The 15107-nt window shown below is 31.6% G+C and carries 15 protein-coding genes and 2 pseudogenes; all 17 read left to right on the forward strand.

Translation table 11 applies throughout. The annotated features are described in order from the left end of the window. Nucleotides 1-92 precede the first annotated feature (92 nt). The 17 genes and pseudogenes from AC0L5U_RS12670 (at nt 93) to AC0L5U_RS12750 (ending at nt 14991) form a co-directional block, all read left to right on the forward strand. Nucleotides 93-929, forward strand: a complete 837-nt coding sequence (locus AC0L5U_RS12670) for an AraC family transcriptional regulator (RefSeq protein ID WP_473416771.1) — start codon at nt 93-95, stop codon at nt 927-929. A 68-nt stretch (nt 930-997) separates the two neighbouring features. Continuing rightward, entirely contained in the window at nt 998-1960 is a 963-nt protein-coding gene (locus AC0L5U_RS12675; protein WP_473416773.1) for an L-threonylcarbamoyladenylate synthase, read from the forward strand. 137 nt (nt 1961-2097) lie between these two features. Next, nucleotides 2098-3048: a transporter gene (locus AC0L5U_RS12680; RefSeq protein ID WP_473416774.1), complete on the forward strand. Its 951-nt coding sequence runs from the start codon at nt 2098-2100 to the stop codon at nt 3046-3048. 5 nt (nt 3049-3053) lie between these two features. Then, nucleotides 3054-4109 carry a DUF3179 domain-containing protein gene (locus tag AC0L5U_RS12685; RefSeq protein ID WP_473416775.1) on the forward strand — a complete coding sequence of 352 codons (1056 nt, stop codon included), beginning with the start codon at nt 3054-3056 and terminating at the stop codon, nt 4107-4109. 127 nt (nt 4110-4236) lie between these two features. After that, on the forward strand, nt 4237-4434 hold the full coding sequence (locus AC0L5U_RS12690) for a hypothetical protein (RefSeq protein ID WP_473416776.1): 198 nt from the start codon (nt 4237-4239) through the stop codon (nt 4432-4434). A gap of 92 nt (nt 4435-4526) precedes the next feature. Then, the gene (locus AC0L5U_RS12695) at nt 4527-4751 is read left to right on the forward strand and encodes a hypothetical protein (protein WP_473416777.1); all 225 of its coding nucleotides are present in this window, start codon (nt 4527-4529) and stop codon (nt 4749-4751) included. 224 nt (nt 4752-4975) lie between these two features. Continuing rightward, nucleotides 4976-5432, forward strand: a pseudogene (rplM, locus tag AC0L5U_RS12700) (50S ribosomal protein L13). Further along, nucleotides 5432-5818 carry a 30S ribosomal protein S9 gene (gene rpsI / locus AC0L5U_RS12705; protein ID WP_473416778.1) on the forward strand — a complete coding sequence of 129 codons (387 nt, stop codon included), beginning with the start codon at nt 5432-5434 and terminating at the stop codon, nt 5816-5818. The pseudogene rplM and the gene rpsI overlap by 1 nt, the downstream one beginning before the upstream one ends. A gap of 190 nt (nt 5819-6008) precedes the next feature. Then, entirely contained in the window at nt 6009-6791 is a 783-nt protein-coding gene (rpsB, locus tag AC0L5U_RS12710) for a 30S ribosomal protein S2 (RefSeq protein WP_473416779.1), read from the forward strand. Nucleotides 6792-6876: 85 nt separating this feature from the next. Next, a complete protein-coding gene (gene tsf / locus AC0L5U_RS12715) occupies nt 6877-7851 on the forward strand; it encodes a translation elongation factor Ts (protein WP_473416781.1) in 975 nt (324 codons plus the stop codon). 144 nt (nt 7852-7995) lie between these two features. Then, the gene (pyrH, locus tag AC0L5U_RS12720; RefSeq protein WP_473416782.1) at nt 7996-8703 is read left to right on the forward strand and encodes a UMP kinase; all 708 of its coding nucleotides are present in this window, start codon (nt 7996-7998) and stop codon (nt 8701-8703) included. Nucleotides 8704-8751: 48 nt separating this feature from the next. Continuing rightward, nucleotides 8752-9308, forward strand: a pseudogene (frr, locus tag AC0L5U_RS12725) (ribosome recycling factor). A gap of 106 nt (nt 9309-9414) precedes the next feature. Beyond that, the gene (locus tag AC0L5U_RS12730) at nt 9415-9630 is read left to right on the forward strand and encodes a hypothetical protein (protein WP_473416783.1); all 216 of its coding nucleotides are present in this window, start codon (nt 9415-9417) and stop codon (nt 9628-9630) included. An 89-nt stretch (nt 9631-9719) separates the two neighbouring features. Next, a complete protein-coding gene (locus AC0L5U_RS12735) occupies nt 9720-10640 on the forward strand; it encodes a hypothetical protein (RefSeq protein WP_473416785.1) in 921 nt (306 codons plus the stop codon). A gap of 59 nt (nt 10641-10699) precedes the next feature. Continuing rightward, entirely contained in the window at nt 10700-13111 is a 2412-nt protein-coding gene (locus AC0L5U_RS12740) for an efflux RND transporter permease subunit (RefSeq protein WP_473416786.1), read from the forward strand. Between the two features lie 115 nt (nt 13112-13226). Further along, entirely contained in the window at nt 13227-14660 is a 1434-nt protein-coding gene (gene asnS, locus AC0L5U_RS12745) for an asparagine--tRNA ligase (protein ID WP_473416787.1), read from the forward strand. A 58-nt stretch (nt 14661-14718) separates the two neighbouring features. Beyond that, on the forward strand, nt 14719-14991 hold the full coding sequence (locus AC0L5U_RS12750) for a hypothetical protein (protein WP_473416788.1): 273 nt from the start codon (nt 14719-14721) through the stop codon (nt 14989-14991). Nucleotides 14992-15107: the final 116 nt, after the last annotated feature.

Here is a 15107-nt window from a genome sequence, read left to right on the forward strand (position 1 = left end):
GAATAGTTTCATAACCTTTTTTGCTAAATAAATAAACTATTCTGTATATATTATTTTTATTTTAAATATTTTTACCACAAAATAAACTACAAATGAAGCCTATTCTAGAACCAATACATTTAGAAAAACATCAGAGTATTACAGGTTTTATTTATGAAAAATCCAACTTTGAAACACCTTGGCATTTCCACCCTCAGCATGAACTTACATATATAGAAGAAAGTTTTGGCACTAAGTTTATTGGAGATTATGTTGGTGTTTACGAACCAGGAGAATTAGTGTTATTACGTTCAAAGCTGCCTCATTGTTGGAAGAATGAATTGCATCAAAATCGAAAATCAAAATCCTTGGTCATACAATGGAATAAAGGTATTTTTACCCATGTACCCGAATTAGCACCTGTTTTTAACATGCTAAAAACAGCTTCAAAAGGTATTATTTTTAATAAAGAAGAAGTTGCATCTTTAATTCCACAATTTAAAACATTAGTTAATTTAGAAGGTCATGAACTTTATATTAAATTGTTATCGCTTCTTGTAAAACTTTCTGAATGTACACACAACACTTTATCAGAAGCTAGTTTTATTGATGATCTACCGTCAGAATATAGTAAAAGAATTGCCAAAGTGCATGACTTTGTTGAAACCAACTACAATAAAAAAATCTATTTAAAAGAAGTAGCAGATTTGGTAAATATGAGCGAACAATCATTTTCTCGCTTTTTTAATAAAATGATGGGGCGTTCGTTTTTTACTTTTTTAAATCAATACCGAATTAATATTGCAACGCGAATGTTGATAGATTCTGATGAAACGATATCTCAAATAGGCTTTGCTTGCGGATATGAATCATTACCTTTTTTCTTTAAGAAGTTTGGAGAAGCTCATCAATTATCCCCAGCAAAGTATCGGAAGAAACATATGGTTTAAACAATGAAAAAATGTTATTCTAAAAATTCAAGAAATCAACGTATTTTTGCAGCCAATAAATTGCTTTTATGAGTATCATTTCAAAAGACATATCTAAAGCTGTAACTCTTCTAACAAACGACCAATTAGTTGCTATCCCAACCGAAACAGTATATGGTTTAGCAGGAAATATTTATAGTAAAAAAGCAATTAAATCTATTTTTGAAACTAAAAAGCGTCCATTTTTTAATCCGCTTATTGTTCATATCCCTTCTGCTGCATATTTAAATACTATTGTAAACGAAATTCCAAAAAAAGCACAGCAATTAGCTAATGCCTTTTGGCCTGGATCACTAACTCTTGTTTTAAAAAAGAAAGACATTATACCAGACTTGATTACTGCTGGTAAAGACACGGTTGCTGTTAGGGTACCAAACCACTCATTAACTTTAGAACTTTTAAAACAATTACCTTTTCCTTTAGCAGCACCAAGTGCTAATCCTTTTGGAAGTATTAGTCCTACTACCGCAAAACATGTAGAAGGTTATTTTAAAAAAGATATTAATATGATTTTAGATGGTGGCCCTTGTAAAAACGGTATCGAGTCTACAATTATCGGTTTTGAAAATGATGCACCAATTATTTACCGTTTGGGATCTATTGCTTTAGAAGATATTGAAGCTGTAGTGGGGAAAATTGTAATTAAAAATAAAAAAGAAATCAACCCTGATGCTCCAGGAATGCTGGATAGACATTATGCACCTTCTACATTAACTATTTTATCTAATAATATTCTAGATGCTATTAAAAAACATTCTGGAAAACGCATTGGCATTTTAATCTTTCATGATGCCATTAAAAGCAATGAGATTGATACTCAAATTGTGCTATCTAATTCAGGCGATATGCTTGAAGCAACATCAAAATTATATGATGCACTTCATCAATTGGATCAACAGAACTTAGATGTTATTATTGCCGAAATTTTTCCAGATTATGGTTTAGGAAAATCTATTAACGACAGACTACAAAGAGCCTCTTTTTCCTCTTAAAAAAGAATATGTAAATTAATTATATGTCAAAACTTCCCTTTTTTCTTCTTTGATGTTAAAATTGGTAAGAAGTTAGAGGTTTTAACGACACTTTTAATGTTATTATTGAAAAAGCTATGTTTCTTAAAAGTTTGATTTTGGTCATATTCTTTGTTGGTGTTTCATCTTCAAACGCACAAACTTGCTGCTCTGGAGGGATTCCCCTTTCAAATAACATAGGGATGTCTATTGAAGAAAAAGGAACACTTCAATTAAGCCTTAATTATGATTACAATAACTTAAACACACTTAATAATGGTAATGAAAAACTAGATGACAATTCTAGATTACGCATTACACATTCCGTATTATTAAATGCTAGTTATTCCATCACTAATCGGTTTTCAGTTGAAGGTCTATTCTCTTGGGTAAATCAACGCAGAAATATTTCACAATTTGGAAATGAAAATTTAGATGAAACTTCTGGGATAGGTGATGGTTTATTATTACTAAAATACAATTTTAGTAATCTTTTAGGAAAAAATAGTAGTACAGAAATTGGTTTGGGGGTAAAAATTCCTTTTGGATCTTCAACTGAAACCAATGCCCAGGGTATCACTTTAAATGCCGATTTACAACCTGGCAGTAATGCTTGGGATTTGATTTATTTTCTAGCAACATCAAAGCAAACAAAGTTTAGACCGTCGTTAACTTTTTCTGGACGAATTATTTACAGAAGTACAAGCACTAATAGTTCTTACCTAGAAAACTCTTCTTATAAATTTGGAAATGAAATTCAAGCTTTTTTAGGAGTATCCGATCAATTTATAATTTTAAAATCGTTAACAACGCCTAGTATTTCTTTTAAATATCGAAATGCGACATTGGATGAAATTGATGGCTTCAACTTAGATAATACAGGTGGTAATTGGTTATTTGTTATTCCAGATTTCTCAATAAATATAAATTCAAATCTTATGTTTACAACAAGAGCAGAATTACCGCTTTATAGTAATGTTGATGGTACACAATTAACCCCAACATATAGAATTACAACAGGTTTTTTACTAAAACTTAAACCCAAGAAAAACATATTAAATTTAAATTAATAGCTATGAAAAATTATATTTTAATATCAGTAATATTACTACTTGTATCTTGCAGCACAACTAGTGATAGTTCACGAGATGACATCCCTAATCAGTTTTCAGAATGGTTAATTCCAATAAATCAAATTAAAGATGGTGGTCCAGGAAAAGACGGCATTCCATCAATAGATAACCCTCAGTTTATAGATGCCTCATCAGTTTTATTTTTAAATGATGACGATTTAGTAGTTGGTATTGTTAAAGAAAATACCGTTAGAGCTTATCCTCATATAGTGTTGGATTGGCATGAAGTAGTAAATGACGAGATAAATGGTGCATTCTTCACTTTAAATTATTGTCCCCTAACAGGAACTGCATTTTCTTGGGAGAGTAAAACAAACAACACTAGAACCACATTTGGCGTTTCTGGATTATTGTATAATGCTAACCTTATTATGTATGACAGAAATACAGATAGTAATTGGTCTCAACTCAGTCTAGAATGCGTCAATGGAAGTCTCATTAATGATGAACCAAAATTGTATAGTACTATTGAAACCAATTGGAAAACTTGGAAAACACTATATCCTAATACTCAGGTTTTAAGCACTCAAACAGGATTCTCGAGAAATTATGGTGTTTCTCCTTATGGAGATTATGCCACAAATAATGATCGTTTTATTTTCAGACCAGAAATATTGAATTCTGCCATACCCAACAAAGAACGAGTTTATGCGATTATAAATGATGATAAGTCTAAGATATATCAATTTTCAAATTTTAATGGAGGAAATGTTATTAGAGATACTTTTGAAGGAGAAGACTATTTGATTGTTGGAAATGAAAATTTGATGTATGGCTTTAAACTAGAAGATGATTATTTGAATATAACGTTTGAATATAGCTTAGATAATGATTCAGAAGTGTTTTTTAAAGATAATGAAGGTAATTTGTGGTCAGTTTTTGGGAAAGCTATTGATGGCCCTAGAACTGGAGAATCTCTAACTCCAGTAAAATCTGTAATGAGTTACTGGTTTGCTATTGCTGCGTTTTATCCAGATCCTGAGGTTTACTCAAAATAGAAACACTCTCTTTACAAATAAACAATAAGGATGAACAAAATTTATAAACTCAAATTATTAAAAAATAAATGATGACATTTTTAAATTATGCTGATGTATTGGTATAATCTAAAAAAAGAAAATCAAAATGAAATTATTTAAAATTCTTGCCCTTTTATTATTAACACTTACTTTTTCATGTTCTGAAAGTGACGATTCAGAAGAAAAAAACAACAAACTGAAGGAGCGGTTAGCTTCACATTTTCCGATGGTAGAAGTTTTATTGTTGAAAATGTTAAAGCCACCACAACAAGTTTTTATAACACCAATGACACCAAAACGATAACTATTACTGGTACAGCTGGAGGTAGTGGAGAATTAACTATTACCCTTGTTGATAATGATGCTTCTTTTAAAGCTATAGTTAATGAAAATGAGTTGCCGTTTGGCGATACTTCAAAATCATTTTACTCCACAATAAGATATGTAGATAATTCATCGACCTTTACTGGATTAGCTGGCACATTAGACATTTATAATTATCAAGAAGATAACAGTTCTAAAGCTTCAGAACTGAGTGGCGTTTTTAACACTTCAAGTAATTCAACTTGGATGAAAGGAAATATATCGGGCCTTATTATCAATTGTATACAATGTAAATAACTTCAAATTAAACAGAACACAATTTTTTAGTTTGATTGAACCCGATTAATTTGCGAAATTATAGTAGCAATTAATTGGGTTTTTAATTACCCCATTTACTTCCTATTTAATACACTTTTTTAAATCCAAAATATTATCCCACAGTATTTGTTAATCAAATATTTAATCGTAAATTTGCAAACTCTTTTTTAGAGAGGAATGTTTAATCAGAAAAATTTAAAAGTGTGGACACATTAAGCTACAAAACGATTTCGGCTAACAAAGCTACTGTAAACAAGCGAGTGGGTTTTAGTTGATGCTGAAAATCAAACGCTTGGTCGTTTAGCTTCTAAAGTTGCAAAACTTATAAGAGGTAAACACAAGCCAAACTTCACACCACACGTTGATTGCGGAGATAACGTAATTGTTATTAATGCAGAAAAAATCAACTTATCTGGAAACAAGTGGAACGACAAAACATACATTCGTCACACAGGTTACCCAGGTGGTCAAAGAAGTTTAACTGCGACTGAATTGTTTGGAAAAGATCCAGCAAGAATCGTAGAAAAATCAGTTAAAGGAATGCTACCTAAAAATAAATTAGGCGCAGCTTTATTCCGTAACCTAACAGTTGTTGTTGGTTCAGAGCACAAACACGAAGCTCAAAAACCAAAAACAATTAACTTAAACGAATTCAAATAATGGATGTAATTCACAAAATTGGCCGTAGAAAGACGGCTGTTGCTCGTGCTTATGTTTCTAAAGGAAAAGGAAACATTACAATTAATAAAAAAGACTTAGCTAGTTACTTTACAACTGGTACTTTACAGTACAAAGTAAAGCAACCTTTAGTTTTGACTAACAATGACGGCAACTTTGATATTACAGTAAATGTATATGGAGGTGGCATTACTGGTCAAGCAGAAGCTGTTCGTTTAGCATTATCTCGTGCAATGTGCGAAATAGATGCTGAAAACAGATTAATCTTAAAACCAGAAGGCTTATTAACTAGAGATCCAAGAATGGTTGAGCGTAAAAAATTCGGACAGAAGAAAGCGCGTAAAAAATTCCAATTCTCGAAACGTTAATATCCAATTTCGAATTGTTTTTGTATCTCATTGAGTGCAATCGAAATGCAATTCAACCAAAAATTAATAATAATTGTTGTCCTAGTCCAATAAAGACAGGATTTAGTTTAGCACCTAAATGGTTAAGGCGAATTTAAAAAAATGACCACTTAATCATTGCTAATTCAACAGAACGTAAACTATTACAAAAATGGCAGTAGAAGTAAAAGAATTACTTGAAGCAGGTGTACACTTTGGACACCTTACACGTAAGTGGGATCCAAATATGGCACCTTACGTTTATATGGAGCGTAATGGCATTCATATTATAAACCTTTACAAAACAGCAGCTAAAATTGACGAAGCTGGAGCAGCACTTGCTAAAATTGCAGCTTCTGGTCGTAAAATTTTATTTGTTGCAACAAAAAAACAAGCAAAGGATATTGTAGCTGAAAAAGCTGGCAACATCAACATGCCTTACATTACTGAAAGATGGCCAGGTGGAATGTTAACTAACTTTGTAACTATCAGAAAAGCAGTTAAAAAAATGGCTGCTATTGATAGAATGAAGAAAGATGGAACATTCATGACACTTTCTAAAAAAGAACGTTTACAAGTTGATCGTTTAAGAGCTAAGTTAGAGAAAAACTTAGGTTCTATTAGCGATATGACGCGTTTACCAGGTGCTTTATTTGTTGTTGACATTAAGCGTGAGCATATCGCGATTAAAGAAGCTCAAAAATTAAACATTCCAATTTTCGCAATGGTAGATACCAACTCTGATCCACGTCAAGTTGATTATGTAATACCAGCAAATGATGATGCTTCTAAATCGATAGACAAAATTTTAACTCACGTTACAGATGCTGTATCTGGAGGTTTAGCAGAACGTAAAGCTGAAAAAGAAGCGAAGGAAGCTCCTAAAGCAAAAGAGGAAGCACCTAAAGCTGAAGCTAAAAAAGTAGCACCAGCAGTTTCTCAAGAAGAAGAATAAATAACATTAATAACACATTATAAAGTCGTTTAATTCTTTTCTTTATTGAAAATTTATTGAACGACTTTTTTAAATTATAATCATTATGAGTACTACAGTAAAAATAACAGCCCAAGAGGTTAATAAATTAAGAAAAGCTACTGGTGCAGGTATGATGGACTGCAAAAAAGCTTTAGTTGAAGCTGAAGGCGATTTTGATAAAGCTATTGAAGTTTTACGTAAAAAAGGACAAAAAGTTGCAGCAAAAAGAGCTGATAGAGAATCTAGTGAAGGTGCAGCTGTAGCAAAAGTAAACGCTGATAACACCGTTGGTGTTGCTATTGTATTAGGTTGTGAAACTGATTTTGTTGGAAAAAACGAAAACTTTTTAGCATTAGCAAGTCAATTAGGAGATATTGCTTTAAATACTTCTTCTAAAGACGAATTTTTAGCTGCTGATTTTGGTGGAATGACTGTTGCTGAAAAACTAGTTGAGCAAACTGGCGTAATTGGCGAAAAGTTAGAAATCAACGCTTTTGAGAAAATCGAAGCTGCTTATGTTGGTTCTTATGTTCATATCAATAAAATTGCTGCTGTTGTAGGTTTTTCAAGTGTAGTTTCTAACATTGAAACTTTGGCTAAAGATGTTGCAATGCAAATTGCATCTATGGGCGCTACATCACTATCTTACAAAGATTTTGACCCTACTTATGTTGCCTCTGAAACGGAAGCTAGAATTGCTGTAATTGAAAAAGACAATATTGAATTAGGACGTTTAGGTAAAACACTTAAAAATGTACCTCAATATATTTCAATGGCACAATTAACTCCAGAAGTTATTGCTGCTGCAGAAGAAGCTGCAAAAGCAGAATTAAAAGCTGAAGGAAAACCAGAACAAATTTGGGATAGAATTTTACCAGGTAAAATGGAACGCTTTATTTCTGATAACACAACTTTAGATCAAGAACAATGTTTATTAGATCAAAAGTTTATTAAAGATGAAAAGAAAACTGTTGCTGCTTATGTTTCTTCTTACGGAGAAGTTGCAATTACCGGTTTCAATAGAGTTACATTAGGATAAAAATTTTCTGAGCAATCAGAATTAAATATAACAGCCACTATTCATAAATTTATGAATAGTGGCTGTTTTGTACTCAAAAACAACAAGTATATCAATTTCAGAAATAAAAAAATTATGTAGTTTTGCTAAACTTCAATTTTGAAAATGAAATACAAAAGAATACTCCTCAAATTATCAGGCGAAGCCTTAATGGGAAAGCGTCAATACGGTATAGATCCAGACCGTTTATCTGAATATGCCGATGACATTAAAACTATTACAGAAAAAGGTATTGAAGTCGCCATAGTAATTGGTGGTGGTAATATTTTTAGAGGTGTTGCAGGCGCAAGTAATGGTATGGACCGTGTACAAGGCGACCATATGGGAATGCTAGCCACAGTAATTAATGGTTTAGCATTACAAAGTGCATTAGAAAATGCTGATGTCCCTACTAGATTACAAACTGCAATAAAAATTAATGAAGTGGCTGAACCTTTTATTAGAAGAAAAGCAATGCGTCATTTACAAAAAGGACGCGTAGTTATTTTTGGAGGTGGCACAGGAAATCCTTATTTTACAACAGATTCGGCTGCAGTATTAAGAGCTATCGAAATTGAAGCAGATGTTATTTTAAAGGGTACTCGTGTTGATGGTATTTATAATACAGACCCAGAGAAAGATAGTAATGCAGTAAAATTTGATTCAATCTCATTTGATGATGTATTAAAAAAGGGATTGAAAGTAATGGACACAACTGCTTTCACTTTAAGTCAAGAAAATAATTTACCAATTATTGTTTTCGATATGAACAAACCTGGCAATTTACTTAAAGTTGTTTCTGGAGAAAACATTGGTACAGAGGTAAATATTTAAAATGTGGCGTAATTTTTGAATCTTAATTTGTAATTAAATTTTAAAAAAATGAACGAAGACATACAATTTATATTAGATACTACTAAGGAAGCGATGGATAATGCCATTGCACACCTTAAGAAACAATTTTTAAACATACGCGCTGGAAAAGCAAGCCCTGCCATGTTAGGTAGTGTAATGGTGGATTATTATGGTACGCAAACACCGCTAAGCCAAGTTGCAAATGTTAATACACCTGATGGCAGAACAATTACAGTACAACCATGGGAAAAAAGCATGCTTCAAGAAATAGAGCGTGGTATAGCTTATGCCAACCTTGGTTTTAATCCTATGAACAACGGCGAAACAATTATTATTAATGTACCGCCATTAACCGAAGAACGCCGTAAAGATCTAGCAAAACAAGCTAAAGCTGAAGCTGAAGATGCCAAAGTTAGTGTTAGAACTGCTCGTAAAGATGCTATGAACGATGTGAAAAAAATGATGATGTATCAGAAGATTTAAAGAAGAATGCTGAGATAGACATACAACAAATCACAGATAATCACGTTAAATTAGTCGATGAACTTTTCGATAATAAGGAAAAAGAAATCATGACTGTATAAATAAAGAAGCGACTCAATAGTCGCTTTTTTCATTAAAAACCCTACTTTTCATTCATTGAAAATGATAAAATTTTGTGTCAACCTTCTGTTATTTTGCTGTTTTGGTTTGATGCAATCTCAAAATTCTACTGTAAATCTTCTCAAAATTGAGCAAGATTCCATTAAAAAGAACTTTTTCTTAAAACAATTAGGTAATGGTTACTTCCCAACAACCTATTTTGATTTCGATTTAAGATATTTATTAAAATTCAATCAATATGAAGGCTTAAGAACGGGGTTAGGCGGAAAAACAAGTGATGACTTTTCAAAAAAATTAGAATAAACGCCTATACTGTTTATGGCTTTAGAGACAAAGCCTTTAAATATAGTATTGGCGGAAGTGTAAGATTATCAGAACCTACGAAAACATGGTTGAACATTTCTTATACTGATGACTTACAAGAAACAGGTAGCTCTAATTTTTTAACTGATACGCGTTTTTTTCAGTTTTTTGAACCGCGCTTATTAAATATTGACTTGTTTCATAAACATATTACACAAGCTATTTCATTAGAACATCAATTACACCCAAAGTTATCATCTGAAGCACAATTTGCCATAAGTAATATAGACCCCACCTATAATTATCAATTTATTTTAGATGGAACTACTTATAATAAATTTCAAATTAGCATGGCTAAAGCATCAATTCAATGGAGTCCATTCAATAAATTCAAAAGCGATGATGATGTATTAAAAGAAATGAAACATGGTTATCCAAAATTCACACTTCAATACACAAAGGGTATTAAAAATGCATTTAAAGGGGATTTTAATTTTTCAAAATTAGATTTTAAAACGATTCACAGGATTGAACATCAAAACCAAAACGTATCTGAATTAACACTAGTTTCTGGAATAGCAGGTGGAGACATACCATTAACACACCTGTACCACGCCTACCCTAACAACATTAATAAAGAAACTATTTTGCAAAGATTTTCAGTAGCTGGTTTAACCAGTTTTGAAACGATGTTTTTTAATGAATTCTTTTCAGATAAGTTTACCACTATTCAACTAAAACATTTTTTAAAACCATTTAAAGTGTCTCAACGCTACAAACCGCAACTTGTTTTAATTACACGTTATGCTATTGGAGATATGAATAACCCGCAACGTCATCAAAATATAGTTTTTGGTTCTTTGAGAAAAGGTTTTACGGAGTCTGGCTTTGAACTTAACAAACTCTTGTTTGGTTTTGGACTAAGTTTCACATATCGCTACGGTGCATATCATTTACCTTCAATTGGAGATAATGTAGCATTTAAATTTACGTTTAACCTAACATTATAAACGATTTAACGCGCTTAATACATTGTTTTTTCTACCTTTGCGCATCTTTATAAACATGTATGTTTAAACTTTTTAACAAAGATTTTTGGGACATTACTGCTAGAGTTATTCTAAGGAATAAGATAATTATTCTCATTGGAATAGTTATAGCAACCTATCTCTTTAGTACCCAATGGCAACACATGCGTTTTAGTAATACTGGTGCAAACTTATTACCAGACGACCATGAAGTAAATATTACCTACAAAAAATTTTTAGAGATTTTTGGAGAAGAAGGAAACCTAATTATAATTGGGGTTAAAGACGAATCACTTTTTGAGGTAGAAAAACTTAATGCTTGGAATAAATTTTGTGAAGAATTTAATACTAATGATGCTGTTGAATCTGTAATTTCAATTAAAGATCTTCAAAAACTTGTAAAGAATACTAATGAAGAAAAATTTAACTTAGAACCCTTTATTAAAGATTCTATTTCAAACATAGCTGAAGTTGAAATACTTCAAAAAGAGCTCTTTAATCAGTATCCTTTCTACGATAATTTTTTATTCAATAGCAAGACAAAAACCATTCGTACTGCTATTTATTTTGAAAAATCGCTTGTAAACACTTCTGCAAGAAAAGAATTTGTAATCAATGTTTTAGAACCAAAAATAAAGGCTTTTGAAGCAGAGTATAATCTAGACGTTCGTGTTTCTGGTATGCCTTATATACGTACCAAAAATTCTGAAAATATTATTGGAGAGATTAGCACCTTTGTTATAGCAGCACTTGTAGTAACATCTCTAATTTTCTTTTTCTTTTTTAGGTCTTTTAGAGCAACATTTATCTCATTAATTGTAGTGTGTATTGGTGTAATGTGGACCTTAGGAATTATTGGCCTTTTACAATACGAGATTACTGTTTTAACAGCTCTAATTCCGCCATTAATTATTGTTATTGGTATTCCTAATTGTATTTTCTTAATTAACAAATACCAACACGAAGTAAAATTACATGGTAATAAAGTAAAGTCATTACAACGCGTTATCACTAAAATTGGTAATGCAACTTTAATGACCAATGTTACTACAGCCTCTGGTTTTGCAACATTTATTCTTACGGAAAGCACTTTGCTAAAGGAATTTGGTATTGTGGCGTCACTTAGTATTTTGGCTATTTTTATTTTGTGCCTACTTATCATTCCTATTATTTATACGTTTTTACCATTTCCAAAAGACCGCCATTTAGAACATTTAAATAAACGTTGGATTGGTGGCTTTGTAAACTGGATGGAAAAAATGGTACGACAAAAACGTATTGCTATTTATGCGGTATCTGTTTTACTTTTAGTTGTAAGTATCATCGGTATTTATCAAATTAAAATTTCGGGTAGCATGATTGAAGATATGCCACAGAAATCTCAATTTGTAAATGATATTCGTTTTTTTGAAGAAGAGTTTAACGGTATTTTACCAGTTGAAATCATGGTAGATACCAAGCGCAAGAAAGGGGTCATGAAATTATCCACCTTAAAACGGATGGATAAATTAGAAGACTTAATTATTGAAACACCAGAATTATCTAAACCTATTTCGGTTGTTGGATTGGTTAAATATTCTAAACAAGCCTATTATAATGGTAATCCTAAACATTACCAACTGCCTACTTCTCAAGAAAACAGTTTTATTTTATCATACGCTAAAAATTCCTCTTCAAACGTAGATTTACTCAAAAATTTTGTAGATAGTACTGGCCAATACGCCAGAATTACCACATTTATGAAAGATATTGGCACCGATAAAATGGTGCGTATTCAAGAAAATCTGCAAGATAAAATAGATAAAGTTTTTCCAGAAGAGCGTTACAACATTACTTTAACAGGTAATGCCTTGGTGTTTCAAAAAGGAACTACCTATTTGGTAAAGAATTTAGCAATTTCATTGTCTTTAGCCATTTTTTTAATTTCACTATTTATGGCATATATGTTTAGATCAGGCAGAATGATTATTGTATCATTAATCCCTAACTTATTGCCTCTTTTAGTTACTGCCGGAGTAATGGGATATATAGGTGTTCCAATAAAACCATCAACCATTTTAGTATTTAGTATAGCTTTTGGTATTTCAGTAGATGATACTATTCATTTTTTAGCAAAATACCGACAAGAATTACAAGCTAATAAATGGAAAATAAAACCATCGGTTTATGGTGCTTTACGTGAAACTGGTGTGAGTATGTTTTACACCTCTATCGTTTTATTCTTTGGGTTTTCGGTGTTTACAATTTCAAGTTTTGGTGGTACAGTTGCTTTAGGAGCTTTAGTTTCAGCCACATTATTATTTGCCATGTTATCTAATTTATTGCTGCTACCTTCTCTATTATTATCGCTTGAACGTAGCATAGCAAACAAAGAAGTTTTAAGAAAACCGCCTATTAATGTGATTCCTGAAGAAGATGAAAACGAATCTGAACTCCCTGAAAATCAATATTAATTACAATTTAGAACCTCTTTCTCTGTAAATATTCAAAATTTATTAAATTTTTAGAATTTATAATTTGAATTTTAAACATTGAAACTATTATATTTACTGTTCAAAATCCATATGTATGCAGTTATATTCTGTCTCTCAATTATTAAATCAAGAAAATAAGTTACCAGAAGTTGAAATAAAAGGATGGGTGAGAACATTTAGAGCCAACCGATTTATTGCTTTGAACGATGGATCAACACTAAATAACATTCAATGTGTTGTAGATTTTGAAAATACAGATGAAGCGCTCTTAAAGCGCATTACTACAGGAGCTGCAATACATGTAAAAGGTGAATTAATTGAAAGTCAAGGAAAAGGACAAAAGGTAGAAATTAATGTGAATGAATTAGAAATTTTAGGCGATTCACATCCAGATGAATATCCTATTCAACCAAAAAAACATTCATTTGAGTTTTTACGTGAAAATGCACATTTACGTACACGCACCAACACATTTAGCGCGGTAATGCGTTTACGTTCTACATTATCTTTCGCTATTCATAAATATTTTAACGATAATGGGTTTTACTACATGCATACACCAATTATTACGGGTAGTGATGCTGAAGGTGCAGGAGAAATGTTTAAGGTATCGAAATTAGATGCTAAAAATCCGCCTTTGACTGAAAATGGTGCAGTTGATTATTCAAAAGATTTCTTTGGAAAAGAAACTAATTTAACCGTATCTGGACAATTAGAAGCTGAGACTTATGCCATGTCTCTTGGTAAAGTTTATACATTCGGACCAACTTTTAGAGCTGAAAACTCTAATACATCAAGACATTTATCAGAATTCTGGATGATTGAACCAGAAGTGGCTTTTATGGACTTACCGGGTAACATGGATTTAGCCGAGGATTTCATGAAATACGTTTTAAATTACGTACTTGAACATAATAGAGAAGACTTAAATTTTTTAGAGCAACGTTTATTAAACGAAGAAAAAACTAAACCGCAAGCAGAACGTAGCGATATGAGTTTAATTGAAAAATTAAATTTCGTTTTAGAAAATAATTTTAAACGTGTAAGCTACACCGAAGCTATTGATATTTTACGCAACAGCAAACCTAATAAAAAGAAAAAATTCAAATTCCCAATTAACGAATGGGGTGTAGATTTGCAAAGTGAACACGAACGTTTTTTAGTTGAAAAACACTTTAAATGCCCTGTGATTTTATTTGATTACCCTGCAAACATTAAAGCATTTTATATGCGTTTAAATGATGATGGCAAAACGGTTCGTGCCATGGATATTCTTTTTCCAGGTATTGGCGAAATGGTTGGCGGCTCACAGCGTGAAGAACGTTTAGATGTACTTAAAGAAAAAATGGCTGCTCTAGATATTCCAGAAGAAGAATTATGGTGGTACCTAGATTTAAGAAAATATGGTACTGCAGTTCACTCAGGCTTTGGGCTTGGTTTTGAGCGTTTAGTGATGTTTGTTACTGGCATGAGCAACATTAGAGACGTGATTCCTTATCCACGAACTCCACAAAATGCTGATTTTTAGATTATAATCTTAGTTTTAAATATATTCTGGTTTAAAACCAACTACAATTATTAGCGATATGAAAAAAGTTATAATTATAGTATCAACGATAATATTTATTTGTGGAGTTAATAATGCCCAAAGTTCAATACAAGTAAATATAAAAGACTGCAGACCAGAAGGTAATAATAGTTATTTAGCAGAATTCAAATTATTCAGAAACGATACTTTAATTAAAACAGTTGAACCAAAGCATGATAGAAAACAGATACTAAAAAAATTAAAGTTTGGTAAATATAAAATTGAATACAAAACGATATTTCAAAAAACCGAGAAGGTCTTTTTGAATTAATTAATAGCAAAAGGTTTAATATCGATTTATGCTTAACTTACTTAGATTATTACTCAGATTACAATCAACCACCATTCATTGATCAATTAAGTAATGGAGAAAGTTATTCAATACAA

This window comes from Jejuia sp. G7-7 (genome assembly GCF_055808955.1).